Annotated in this window: 10 protein-coding genes and 1 pseudogene; 7 read left to right on the plus strand and 4 right to left on the minus strand. The window is 48.3% G+C overall.

Translation table 11 applies throughout. The annotated features are described in order from the left end of the window. The first annotated feature begins 13 nt into the window (after window positions 1–13). The 6 genes from AB1611_12345 (at window position 14) to AB1611_12370 (ending at window position 6,662) form a co-directional block, all read left to right on the plus strand. Window positions 14–544: a methyltransferase domain-containing protein gene (locus AB1611_12345; protein MEW6380381.1), complete on the plus strand. Its 531-nt coding sequence runs from the start codon at window positions 14–16 to the stop codon at window positions 542–544. A gap of 73 nt (window positions 545–617) precedes the next feature. Next, window positions 618–1,157 (plus strand): acyltransferase, encoded by a 540-nt coding sequence (locus tag AB1611_12350; GenBank protein ID MEW6380382.1) that lies wholly within the window; start codon window positions 618–620, stop codon window positions 1,155–1,157. Beyond that, complete coding sequence (locus AB1611_12355; GenBank protein MEW6380383.1) at window positions 1,135–2,295, plus strand: DegT/DnrJ/EryC1/StrS family aminotransferase; 1,161 nt, start codon at window positions 1,135–1,137, stop codon at window positions 2,293–2,295. The genes AB1611_12350 and AB1611_12355 overlap by 23 nt, the downstream gene beginning before the upstream one ends. A gap of 31 nt (window positions 2,296–2,326) precedes the next feature. Continuing rightward, a complete protein-coding gene (locus tag AB1611_12360) occupies window positions 2,327–3,430 on the plus strand; it encodes a glycosyltransferase (protein MEW6380384.1) in 1,104 nt (367 codons plus the stop codon). Window positions 3,431–3,647: 217 nt separating this feature from the next. After that, window positions 3,648–3,872 carry a hypothetical protein gene (locus tag AB1611_12365; protein MEW6380385.1) on the plus strand — a complete coding sequence of 75 codons (225 nt, stop codon included), beginning with the start codon at window positions 3,648–3,650 and terminating at the stop codon, window positions 3,870–3,872. A gap of 411 nt (window positions 3,873–4,283) precedes the next feature. Further along, window positions 4,284–6,662: a 6-bladed beta-propeller gene (locus AB1611_12370; protein ID MEW6380386.1), complete on the plus strand. Its 2,379-nt coding sequence runs from the start codon at window positions 4,284–4,286 to the stop codon at window positions 6,660–6,662. A gap of 88 nt (window positions 6,663–6,750) precedes the next feature. Here the strand turns inward: AB1611_12370 and AB1611_12375 are convergent, their stop codons facing one another. Continuing rightward, the gene (locus AB1611_12375; protein MEW6380387.1) at window positions 6,751–8,247 is read right to left on the minus strand and encodes an META domain-containing protein; all 1,497 of its coding nucleotides are present in this window, start codon (window positions 8,245–8,247) and stop codon (window positions 6,751–6,753) included. Window positions 8,248–9,044: 797 nt separating this feature from the next. Between AB1611_12375 and AB1611_12380 the strand changes: the two genes are divergently transcribed. Beyond that, window positions 9,045–9,596: an HD domain-containing protein gene (locus tag AB1611_12380; GenBank protein ID MEW6380388.1), complete on the plus strand. Its 552-nt coding sequence runs from the start codon at window positions 9,045–9,047 to the stop codon at window positions 9,594–9,596. A gap of 349 nt (window positions 9,597–9,945) precedes the next feature. Here AB1611_12380 and AB1611_12385 read toward each other — a convergent pair whose 3' ends face one another. The 3 genes and pseudogenes from AB1611_12385 to AB1611_12395 form a co-directional block, all read right to left on the minus strand. Further along, entirely contained in the window at window positions 9,946–10,128 is a 183-nt protein-coding gene (locus tag AB1611_12385; protein MEW6380389.1) for a hypothetical protein, read from the minus strand. Between the two features lie 220 nt (window positions 10,129–10,348). Further along, window positions 10,349–12,013 carry a methionine--tRNA ligase gene (gene metG / locus AB1611_12390; protein MEW6380390.1) on the minus strand — a complete coding sequence of 555 codons (1,665 nt, stop codon included), beginning with the start codon at window positions 12,011–12,013 and terminating at the stop codon, window positions 10,349–10,351. 56 nt (window positions 12,014–12,069) lie between these two features. After that, window positions 12,070–12,225, minus strand: a pseudogene (locus AB1611_12395) (type II toxin-antitoxin system VapC family toxin). Between the last annotated feature and the right edge of the window lie 132 nt (window positions 12,226–12,357).

Here is a 12,357-nt window from a genome sequence, read left to right on the forward strand (position 1 = left end):
CGAGGACTGCACGATGCTCATGCTTCATATCGGTTGCGGAAATGTATACTTCGATAATTGGATAAATATCGACCTTGAGGCAGAGAAAGTGGATTTGCTGCATGATCTCAGGAATCCATTGCCCTTCGAGGATAACTCTGTCGATTTTATCTACAATGAGCATTTTATTGAGCACTTGACTGTAGATGAAGGCTTGAGAGTGATGGCCGATTTCTATAGAGTCTTAAAGAAGAATGGCGTACTCAGGATAGCTACCCCCGATCTTGATTACCTGATCTTCCGGTATCTTTTCTTCTGGAAGCATCAGGAATGGATAAGGAAATACGGATACCGATGGCTGAAAACAAAAGCTGAAATGCTTAACTTATGCTTTAGAGAGTGGGGACATCAATATTTATACAACCGCCAAGAGCTTAAGCGCCGCCTTCAAGAGGCGGGTTTTCAAAAAATTTATCCACAAAAGCTGCACAGGAGTAAGTACCAGGAATTGAGGAATAAAGAGACAAGGAAGGATTCAAAGTTAATTTTCGAGGCTGTCAAGTAGCAGACTTGATGAGGGACCATCCATGGGAAAGTGCTCGATATGATTGGAAAATGCCGAGGGGTAGAAACAGCTTATGAATAAATACCATATTCCCGGAGTTAAAACTTTTGAGTATACGAAAATCATCGGGCTGGAAAATATCGAGTTTGGCCGGAATGTCATAATTGATGATTTTGTCCTGATCTATGCTAAAAGTAAAATAAAGATAGGGAGCTATGTTCATATAGCCTGCTTTACCTCGATAACCGGAGGTGAAAAATTTGAGATGGGTGATTTTTCCGGAATATCCCAGGGATGCAGAATCCTGACCGGCACGGAAGATTTTAAATCCTGGGGGTTCGGAAATCCAACCATCGATGAAAAGTACCGGAACACCGAACGAGCACCCGTTTATATGGGCAGGTTTTGCCTTGTTGGCGCTAATAGTGTTATCCTGCCCGGAGTCACGATCGGAGAAGGAGCGGTTGTCGGAGCCGGTTCTGTAGTATCCAAAGATTTGCAGCCCTGGGGGATATACCTTGGAAACAGGAAAACAGGAGAGCGTGACAGAGAGAATGTCCTGAAAACCCATGACCGGTTTTTCCATGACCATGCCGGGAAAAGCAATGGTTAAAAAGCCTGAACCATTTGCACAGCCGATTTACGTGACCCGGCCACTGTTACCTGATTTAGAGGAACTGACTGAAAAGCTGAAAGAAGTGTGGGAATCGAAGTGGCTTACCAATAACGGCCCTCAGCATCAACAGCTTGAGAAAAAGCTGCAAGAGCTGCTGAAAGTCCCCTTTCTTTCGTTGTTTAATAATGGAACCATTGCTCTCATCACAGCCTGTCAGAGCCTGCGCCTTTCCGGTGACGTTATCACCACTCCCTTTACCTTTCCCGCTACCCCTCACGTCTTGAGCTGGAATAATATCAAGCCGGTCTTTTGCGATCTCGATCCGGTCACGATGAATATCGATGCCGATAAGATTGAGTCGATGATTACCCCGCAGACAACGGGCATCCTGGCGGTCCACGTTTTTGGCACCCCCTGCGATGTAAGGAAAATTCAGGAGATAGCAGACCGCTATGGCCTGAAGGTTATCTATGATGCAGCCCATGCTTTCGGTGTCGAAATCGGAGGCACAGGGATCAGTAATTTTGGGGACATCTCGATGATGAGTTTCCATGCCACCAAGCTGTTTCATACGGCAGAGGGGGGGGCTCTGACCTTTCAGGACAAGAACCTCAAGGCCAGGATCGATCTTTTGAAAAACTTTGGCATCAAGAATGAAGAAGAAGTTGTCATGCCGGGAATCAATGGCAAAATGAATGAGCTGCAGGCTATACTCGGGCTGATAAATTTACGCTACATAGATAAAGAACGAGCAAAAAGAAAACTTCTCACCGACACATACCGGGAATGTTTACAGGATGTCGAAGGAGTCAGCTTTCTCAAGGACAGTCCCGGAGTAAAAAACAGCTACCAGTATTTTGTTATCCGCATCCGGGAAAAGGCCTTTGGGCGAAGCAGAGATACGGTATACGATGAATTCAAGCGCTATAATGTTTTTACCCGGAAATATTTTTATCCGCTCTGCAGTGACTATACCTGCTACCGGCATCTGCCATCTTCCTCGCCGATGAATCTGCCCGTTGCCCGTGAAGTTGTTCAGGAGGTTTTATCACTGCCGCTCTATGGTGAGCTTACGCTCAGTGATGTGGAAAAAATCTGTGACATTTTAAAGAGTTTCAGGGGAAACTCTCGATAAAGGGCAAAGCCTTGCCGAAGGACCGAGAACCATGCCACGGGTGAGTGTTGTCATGGCCTCATATAACCACGAGAAATACATCGCCGAAGCCCTGCAAAGCGTGCTTGACCAGACGTATCAGGATTTTGAAATCATTATTACCGACGACGGATCTACTGACGAGACTGCTGATCAAATAAGAAAATTCAAGGATCCGCGGATCGATCTATCCTGTTTTGAAAAAAATCAGGGTGCCTGTGTTGCTACCCGGATTAGCCTTGAGAAAGCCAGGGGAGAGTATATTGCTATCCTGAATTCCGATGATGCCTATTTACCTGACAGGCTTGAAAAACAGGTCCGCTTTCTGGATAATCATCCTGATATCGGTGCAGTCTTCAGCCAGGCACAGATTATTGATGAGCAGGGTAACGATTTTACCGATGTCAATCATTTCTACTACACTATCTTCCAGCAGGACAACAAGTCCCGTTTTGCATGGCTCAACCACTTTTTCTATAACCGCAACTGCCTCTGCCACCCCAGTATCCTGATCCGGAGGAAATGTTACGAAACAATAGGATACTATGATGAACGCTATGCTCAACTGCCTGATTTTGACTTCTGGATACGCCTGTGCCTGAAATATGAAATTCATGTACTCCCGGAAAAGCTCATCAAATTCAGGATCAGGACAGGAGAGGCCAATGCAAGCGGGAACAGGCCCGAAGTCAGAATACGGGATAACTGGGAATTCAGCCAGATCCTTAAAAACTATCTGACGATCAGGACATCCGAGGATTTATTGAAGATATTTCCGGAAGCGGGTATATACCCGGAAATTGAGGATGATCTGATTCCTTTTTACCTTGCCATGCTCGCCCTTAAGGTCCATCACCCCGTTTACCAGTCCTTTGCGGTTAACACGCTCCATGAGCTGATCGGCAACCGGGAAACCGCTGCAAAACTTGCAGGCAAGTACAACTTCAGGTACATCGACTTTATCAGATTGACGGGAAAGTACGATGTATTTAACCTGGAAGGGTGGAATGGAATAACAAAGGAAGAGGAAAAGGGGCAGGAAAAGAACAGGGGAAAGAGGGGAATAGTGCAGATTATTTCCAATGCTCTCAATTTTCAACGGAAGAACGCAAAGTAAAAAGATATTATATTGAATGGCACTTACATAAGCCAAGCTTATAATATAGAGAGGACACAAAGCACACAGGGAAAAAAGATCTCCCGCAGAAGACGCAGAGAACAACCAATCCGGCAAGGTCCTGATGAAAGTCGGGATATATCGATGTGTCAACGGCCTGGAAGCAAGCAAAAAGTAAAAAGGCACAAGGAGGAACTTGTTTTACTTTTACTTTTCAATGATATCCTCTGCGTCTCAGCGTCTCTGCGGGAGAATTACTAATTCTTATGTAAGTGCCATTCTATCTAAAGGAGAAACTCTGTTCCTGCAAGGGATATTCCTCACCGGAGAGGACCCCGCTGGACCGGTAAACCTGGCCATGACCTGGAAAGAGGGGGAGGATGATCCCTGGTATATTGTCACTGACCAGGCGGCTAATCAGGGCACACTGACTGATTATTAAGGTAAGGATGTGGGGATAGAAGAGATACACGGTGATATAAAGGGGCTTGGACTGCATATTGATCAGAATCATCTGCGTGAGTCTTCTCGAATCTCTCGCCTCTTTTTAGCTTTGAGCATTCTCATCGCCGTGATATCAGTATATTCCATATCGGCTAGCGCTGGCTCCGCCGGCAACTTGCCCAGGCACTCCCTCTCCACAGAGGAATCGTTGACAAGGCACGAGTACCCTGGTAACTTTATCTGTGAGGGAGAAGAGTCATTAACCCACCACACAACCTGGAGCCGCAAGGCTCACAGAGCCTGTGGCTGCATCACCTTTTGTGCACTTCAAGCGGGCGCTGCATGCGCTGTGCGCCACTTTTCTCTAACTATCAAGCAGGGATTGAAAACGTACTCGTCAGGAGGAGGAGTGAAAAGCCGTTTTTTTTCAATTCGCCAGAGCATGGCATGGTTTCTTTTGCTCTGCATTTCAGGCTTGTATGGACTATCTCTCAAAGAGGCAGCCGCTATAGAGCTTCCCCCTCAATTTGCCTGGATGGTTCCTTTGCCTGGTCCCTGGTGTTTCAACTACCTTACCGGAATAGCGATGGACAAGAGCGGACATATCTATCTGGTTGATTCAGATGACAATTGTATCAGGAAGTTTACCCTGGACGGCGCTTTTCTGGCCGAATGGGGAACGAAAGGTGCCGGGGATGGACAATTTGACCGGCCTTCCGGCATAGCGCTGGATGGAGACGGCTTTATCTATGTTGTGGATACCTATAACCATCGTCTGCAAAAATTTAACCCTGCCGGAGCATTCCTGGCCAAATGGGGAAGTAAAGGTACAAAGGACGGACAGTTCAATGGTCCATGGGGAATATGCGTGGACAGCAACAATAATATCTATGTTGCAGATGCATGGAATAACCGCATCCAGAAGTTTACTGCAGCTGGCACCTTCCTGACAAAATGGGGCAAGCAGGGCCAGGAGGATGGACAATTCAACTTCCCTACCGGTGTAGCTGTGGATGGCAGAGGGAATGTCTATGTGATTGATACGGATAATGACCGCATTCAGAAGTTTACCTCGCATGGCACATTTTTAGCCAAATGGGGAAGTCATGGCTCAAATGACGGCCAATTTTATCATGTTACCGGAATAGCCATAGATAGCGGCGGAAATGTCTATCTTGCTGATAAATATAATCATCGCATCCAGAAGTTTGATTCTTTCGGGAACTTCCTCGCCGCATGGGGAGGGCAGGGCAGAGAAGATGGACAGTTCAATGCCCCTGCCAGGATAGCCATAGCCAGCGATGGCTCTGTCTATGTTACCGATTCCGATAACCGTCGCATCCAAAAATTCAGCTCCGCCGGCACCTTTTTGGCCACCTGGGGAGTGGGAAGCGATAGCACAGTGGATGGACAATTTAATTTTCCTTCCGGAATAGCTGCTGATAGCGGCGGGAATGTCTATGTTGCTGATAAGTATAATAACCGCATTCAAAAATTCAGCTCCGGCGGGGCCTTCCTGGCCAAATGGGGAAGCATGGGCTCGAAGGATGGGCAATTCCGCAGTCCTTCACGAGTAGCTGTTGATGGCAATGGGAATGTCTCTGTGACCGATACGGGCAATAGCCGCATCCAGAAGTTTAGCCCGGATGGAACCTTTCTATCCACCTGGGGAAGTAATGGCTCAGGGCCTGGGCAGTTTCAATTTCTTACCGGAATAGCCATAGACAGCAGCGGGAATGTCTATGTTGCTGATACCGATAACCACCGTATTCAAAAATTCAGCTCCAGCGGCACATTTTGGGCCGCCTGGGGAAGCAATGGCTCAGAGCATGGACAATTTATCTCCCCTCGCGGAATAGCCGCAGATGGCAGTGGAAATATCTATATTGCCGATACCGGCAATCACCGCATTCAAAAATTGGGCCCGGATGGTACTTTTCTGGCCAGTTGGGGTGAAAAGGGCACGGAGGATGGACAATTCAACAGCCCCTATGGAATAACCGTGGATGCTGGCGGAGATGTCTCTGTTGTTGATACGGCAAACCACCGCATTCAAAAATTCGATTCTGACGGCACGTTTTTGACCAAATGGGGAAGTCATGGTACAGGGGCTGGACAATTCAACGACCCCTGCGGCATAGCCGTTGATGACAGTGGGAATGTCTATATTGCCGATACGGGTAACAGCCGCATTCAGAAATTTACCTATGGGCCTGCACAAGGCAGCGAGCCAGCTCAGGTTCAGGTTATACGGCCTGGTTTAAATTTTCTCTATCTTCCCTGCGGAATCGATAAATTTTATTCTGCGGCTTCGTCGCTCTGGAGCTATCTGATAAATCAAAATGTGCAGCTTGTAAAAATCCAATCCTACCGCCATACCGAGCTTCCCGGATGGGCAACCTTTCGGAGATTATCCACAAAATTGTATCAGGGAGATTTTCCCATTGCCTCCGGAATGGGTTTATTAGTATACACGAACCAGGCTGAGGGGAAAACGGTAACTCTGGACTTTTCAACCACGATCCCTGATCCGCCGCTCAATCAGGTACAGGTACCCTCCTTCTCTCCAGGACTTAATCTGGTAAGCTTGCATCCTTTGCCGGATGTGACCACTCCTGATGAAAACCACCTCCAATGGCCACCGGAGGATAAAGCTGTAACCTGCATAATAAGATATGATTCTCATCACGGCAAATGGCAGGCGCACTATTCTTTTTTCGGCCAGACAGCCGAACCTGAATCAGGGGAAAAGAACAAAGAAGGATACCTTGCCTATATTCAGGAATAAATGATGCGTTGAGGTTTCGGTAGCTGATTCCCGCACCTGGATTGTGCACGAGTGCCGATGAGCCTGCATTTTCCTGCTGTATGGGATATCAAGGATAGCGTATGAGATTCATCTCCGCATTCTTGACCATACCACTCTTTTTAAAGGTCTCGATCCAGTGTTGTTCAGTTCCTGCAGGAACCGTTACTACACCCCATTTCTGGGGCATATTGAGCGAGCTGATTTCGAGATTTTCAAAGGAACCAATCAATTCCTGAGCGGCTTTTACCGTTGCTCCGGTATTAAATTGGATTAAAATATAGCTGGCTCCTTCTTCGCCCGATGGATTTCCCCTGCGTTCTGCCCAGGCAACAATATCTTCTTTTTCCAATTCATCAATGCAGTCAGCCGGAGAGCCGTTCAACACCTTAACCCAGTAAGAGAACATGGCTGGAAAGTTCGATCGCCAGCTTAAACTATGGGATTTCACTAAATTATCCGCATCTTCCTCAGTCGCATCTTCAATAAACACAACAATTATTTCTCCGGGAACGGCCTGTGGCCTGTCAGGTGGCGGAGGGGGAATTACCGGGTCCGTGATAACGGGTAGAGAACCGCTGGCGTCGCGGAAGGGAATATCCTCGACTGTATGGCTCTCATCCAGCCCTAACGTGGGATGGGATAGGTTATCTATGATCGTGTCAAATATGTCTGCATGATTCGGATCATAGTAGTGCTTTTGAGGACCGGCAATACTATCAGAAAGGCTGCATACTATTTCATCCGGCGTTTTTCCAAAAAGCGTTCTCGAATAGCTCCAATCAGCACAGTTACCCTCCCGGCTGTGGAAGACCATCGCTCCGTCGATGACATACAATTTGTTTTCTCTGTCAGCGCAGGGAGAATTATTTGCCAGTTGTATGAACTCATCAATATTAATATATGAACCCTGGCTGGTTATGAAGTTGAGAACCTTGTGCTTATTATCATACAACAGCCTGAGGTTATTTTGATTGATTTCAAAGGAACAAACGGTCGAGAGGGCTGCAAGATACTGCATCTCCTGTTCCATGACCCCCTGAGGAGACAAACAGTACATCTTGGTGCAGCCGATACCACGAATCGATAAGGCACCCTCGTCCGAGGGGGTATGCGTCCCAAAATAGTGGTTACATCCGGCGGTCCCCTCGCATGTATTGTCTTTGCTGAACTGGATCGTAATCTGGGAACCGGCTAACAGAGGTTTTTCCTCTCCCGTTACTCCGAAGGATTGCAGTTTCCATTGCTTATCGAATAAGCTCCGCAAATCCAGGCAGGAAGTCAGTCCCAGGTATTTTCGAAACAAACAGAGAGCATCCGCTGGAGTAATTCCGCCATCCTGATTTATGTCGGCACATTCAGCACATTCACTGGCAAAGTAGCATTTAAAGGCAATGAGAGCATCTGCCGGTGTAATATCTCCATCATTATTGAGGTCCCCATTGCAAACTGCCGAGCCTGTTCCTGCTGCCCTGGCAGAAGGAATATAAGCTGTGAGCGCTATCAATATGGTTGCGAGCCCATAAACTGCCCCATAAACTGCTGTTGAAACGAACCTTTTTTTCATGACTTCCCCCTATCCTGCCTGTTTCAAGTTTGGTTGACTCCGCTACCAGATTCTCGTGTTTGATTGAGTAAAGGTACGACCAAAATATGAAGAGCCATACGAGAAGAACGGTGCGAATAATTACCTGGGAACTGGTTATCGCTCTATGGTAAAATTTAACAAGTCTGAATATCCATTGTCAAATACAACTACTCAGACCGGATGTTCCCCATCTTGTGAGTAAGTCCCTCTCCCCCCAAATTCAGGGGCGGACAGTTTTATTTTACCCGTTTTATTTTACCCGTGGCTTCCCAGCCGATATAGTCATAGTGGAAGCGTCACCCTGGCGCTTACTTAAGCGGCTGGAAGCCGCTTCCACTATAACTGCGGCTGCCGCCCGCATTCCAAAGTCCGCTTCCCCAAATTCAAAAGTGTCCGCCCCTGAAGGGGAGAGGGCTGGGATGTGGGGGCGACGGTCGCCGGTGATCCTTAAGTTGTATAACATTGTCCCTGTTGAGGGGAAGGTTAGGTGGGGGTGAACAAAAACAACATCTTCCTCTCCCCGCAGGGACAATATCGTCAACTGAGGCCCTTCTCCCCCACAATATAGCTGTCCAGGAAAGTAATGTCTAAAAGAAATATCTGCAATAATTTTAATTTATTAACTGCTTGCTCCCTCCTCTCTCTCTGAGGTAAAATAAATACCGGGCAATTTAGGGGGGAAGTTAAGCAGCAAAGAAGTCGAAGTGAAACCACCAGGGAGTCGAATTTTACCAAGGAACATGAAAATACTGTGATACAAGGAGCATCAAAACATCATGAATAGAGATCAGGCCCTGTCCCTTATCCGGGTGGGGGTAAAAAATGAGAATCTGGTAAAGCACATGCTGGCCACCGAGGCCATTATGCGTACTCTGGCTGAGCATTTTGGCGAGGATAACGACCTTTGGGGACTGGCTGGCCTGGTTCACGATCTTGACTATGACCAGACTCTGAAAGAGCCAAAGCAGCATGGACGTCTTGGTGCCGGGGCGCTGGAGGCAGCCGGGGCGGACCCTCTCATCTGCCAGGCAGTAGTAGCCCACAGCCCGCACTATGACCAGCCGCGAAAGACGCGGCTTGAAAAAGCCCTGTTTGCCGCCGATCCCCTCTCCGGTCTGATCGTGGCCGCAGCCCTGGTCCATCCGGACAAAAGACTGGCCAGTCTGGATACTCCTTTTATCCTCAAGCGGTTTCAGGAAAAATGGTTTGCCAAAGGGGCCAGCCGGGAGCAGATCCGCGCCTGTCAAGAGCTTGCGCTCAGCCTTGAGGAATTCATCGGTCTTGGCCTGAAAGCCATGCAGGGGATTTCGGAGGAGCTGGGGCTTTAGCCTGAATGGCACTTCCATAAGCCAAGCTTATAAATAGAGAGAACACAAAGCGCACAGGGGAAAACGATCTCCCGCAGAGGCGCAGAGAGCAACCAATCCGGCAAGGGCCTGATGAAAGTCAGGATATCTCGATGTGTCAGCGGCCTGAAAGCAGGCCAAAAGTAAAAAAGCACCAGGAGGAACTTATTTTACTTTTACTTTTCAATGATATCCTCTGCGTCTCAGCGTCTCTGCGGGAAAATTACTGATTCTTAGGTAAGTGTCATTCATACTAACTCGGCTTCTGTAAGTGCCATTCGCTTTAGCCTGGATAAGTAAAGACTGACAAGGAGCGATACTATCTCCCATACTATCTGCCACTATGCGATGCCTGATGTTTGGCAATGAGCTCACGGATAACAGGCACCAACTCGGTGGGAACCTCCATAACGGTGGAGGTCCGGTTTTCAAAAGACAATTCGTCTTCTGCTACCGCTTCCTCTTCCGTCTGCCCTTCATAAATGTGCCAATACCTTCTGGACTCGCTTTTCATCCCCTCCAGGTGGGAATTTACTCTGTTCCATCTTTCAGTCTCCTGGGGTTACGCCGCCGGTATGCAGTTAAGGCTTGCCTTTCAATTCATTCTATAATGATACTATATCATTATTGCAATCGTTACCCCTTGTATTGGAGAGGCAATATTGCACAATTGTTCCTATACTTCAACACTGGAATTCAGGCATTACAATCATTAATAGGCTCAGATGATGGGCTCAGATTCCCTTGACAATCAGGTTCAGGTTATCGATCCGCTGAACCAGGGGCTGGGGGGTGCCGATGACGTGACCGGCCAGGCTCTTTCCAAGGTCACCGAAAGTCATATCTGGCAGGTTGAGCTGCTGCTCCAGTTCCCGGCAGATCGAGGGGATGACCGGTTTGAGCAGGATAGCCAGGTCCCGCACCCAGTGAACGCAGGTCGAGACGATGCGGTCAGCTTCATCTTTCGATTCCTTGATTACTTTCCAGGGCTCCCGACGCTGAAAGTATTTATTGGCAGAGTCACTCAGTTCGAGAATGCCGCGGATGGCGGAGCGGAATTCAAAATTGCAAAAGCCCTCCATGATGGAGGGAATTTTTTGCCCCGTCAGGGAGCGGTATTCTTCCTCGTCCGGAGGGGCAATTCTTCCCTCCAGCTTGTTTTTCAGAAAATTCAGGCTCCGGTTGGCCAGATTGGCCACATTGCCCAGGAGCTCACTGTTGATCCGGTCCTTAAAGTCGTTGATATCGAAATCGATATCCGTAATACTTCTGGACAGGTTAGCGGCAAGGTAAAACCGCAGGTAGCTTGGATCGGCCTTCTGCCAGTATTCCCTGGCAGTGATAAAGGTGCCCCTCGATTTACTCATCCTCTCTTTGTTGACCGTCAGGAAGCCGTGAACAACGATATTGTCAGGCAGGCGAAATCCGCTGCCCATAAGTATGGCAGGCCAGAAGAGGAAATGGAAGTAAATGATGTCCTTGCCGATGAAATGCATAATCCTGCCGGTTTCCTTCACCCAGTAGCTGTCGAAGTCGTCACCGTGAGTCTGACAATAATGCTTGGTACTGGCCATATAGCCAATTGGCGCATCCAGCCAGACATAGTAATACTTGGTCGGATCATCCAGTATCTGAAAGCCGAAGTAGGGAGCATCACGGGTGATGTCCCAGTCTTTCAGCCCGGCATCGACCCAGTTCAGGATATAATTCTTGATTTCATCCTGCAGGTTGGTATTTCCGGTCAGCCAGGCGCGCAGCCGGTCCGAGTAGCTGCTCAGGCGGAAAAAGTAGTGCTCAGACTCCCTGCGGACGGGCGCGGTTTTGCAAATCGCGCAGTATGCGCCGATAAGGTCGGTAGTGGCATAGGTGGCGTTGCAGGCTTCGCAGTTATCCCCGTATTGATCGGGCGCTCCACACCGCGGGCAGGTACCCTTGACGTAGCGGTCCGGCAGGAAGCGCTGGCACTTGGGACAGTAGCTCAATTCAACGACTTTGCGGTAGATATCCCCCCGCTCCCGCAGGCGCGAGAAGATGAGATCGCTGAACTCTTTGTTCTCCGGAGAATTGGTCGAGTAGTAGGAATCAAAGCTGATCTGAAATTTGTCGAAGTCCTCGGTATGCTCCTGGTAGGATCGGGCAATAAGCTCTTCCGGCGAGATCCCAAGCTTATAAGCGTTGATTTCGATGGGTGCGCCGTGGGTGTCATCCGCACAGCAGTAGATGACCTGCTCCCCGGCAAGCCGCAGGAACCGGACATAGACATCGGTCTGGATGTACTCCACCAGATGCCCCAGGTGAATCGGCCCGTTGGCATAGGGAAGAGCACTGGTTATGACCAGCTTTGGGACATCTTTCACTTTTGGGATATTTTCGCTGTTTTGCATATTTTCTTGGCTCATGGGCAAAGTTTATATCATATTCCGGCCGATAAGTCAAAATGCAATGTAACTGCCGCTCATCCCGCCATAATTGGCACCTGGCTCCGTTTAGCCGCCGCTACCAAACCCTTATCCAGGGTAGCAAGAGGGAGTCCTTTCCTCATGGCAAGGTCTAAGTATGAGGCATCATAGGTTGAGAGGTGATGCTCTCTTGCCAAGGCCAGGATTTCACCTAACATGAATGGCACTTACATAAGAATTAGTAATTCTCCCGCAGAGACGCTGAGACGCAGAGGATATCATTGAAAAGTAAAAGTAAAACAAGTTCCTCCTTGTGCCTTTTTACTTTTTGCTTGCTTCCAGGC

The sequence above is a fragment of the bacterium genome, assembly GCA_040755755.1.
Classification (GTDB): domain Bacteria; phylum SZUA-182; class SZUA-182; order DTGQ01; family DTGQ01; genus DTGQ01.

Coding starts and splice junctions, on each gene's coding strand:
- AB1611_12380 (MEW6380388.1), top strand. CDS start 9,045: ATGAATAGAGATCAGGCCCTGTCCCTTATCCGGGTGGGGGTAAAAAAT.
- AB1611_12365 (MEW6380385.1), top strand. CDS start 3,648: ATGATATCCTCTGCGTCTCAGCGTCTCTGCGGGAGAATTACTAATTCT.
- AB1611_12360 (MEW6380384.1), top strand. CDS start 2,327: ATGCCACGGGTGAGTGTTGTCATGGCCTCATATAACCACGAGAAATAC.
- AB1611_12350 (MEW6380382.1), top strand. CDS start 618: ATGAATAAATACCATATTCCCGGAGTTAAAACTTTTGAGTATACGAAA.
- AB1611_12345 (MEW6380381.1), top strand. CDS start 14: ATGCTCATGCTTCATATCGGTTGCGGAAATGTATACTTCGATAATTGG.
- AB1611_12375 (MEW6380387.1), bottom strand. CDS start 8,247: ATGAAAAAAAGGTTCGTTTCAACAGCAGTTTATGGGGCAGTTTATGGG.
- metG (MEW6380390.1), bottom strand. CDS start 12,013: ATGAGCCAAGAAAATATGCAAAACAGCGAAAATATCCCAAAAGTGAAA.
- AB1611_12355 (MEW6380383.1), top strand. CDS start 1,135: ATGCCGGGAAAAGCAATGGTTAAAAAGCCTGAACCATTTGCACAGCCG.
- AB1611_12385 (MEW6380389.1), bottom strand. CDS start 10,128: ATGAAAAGCGAGTCCAGAAGGTATTGGCACATTTATGAAGGGCAGACG.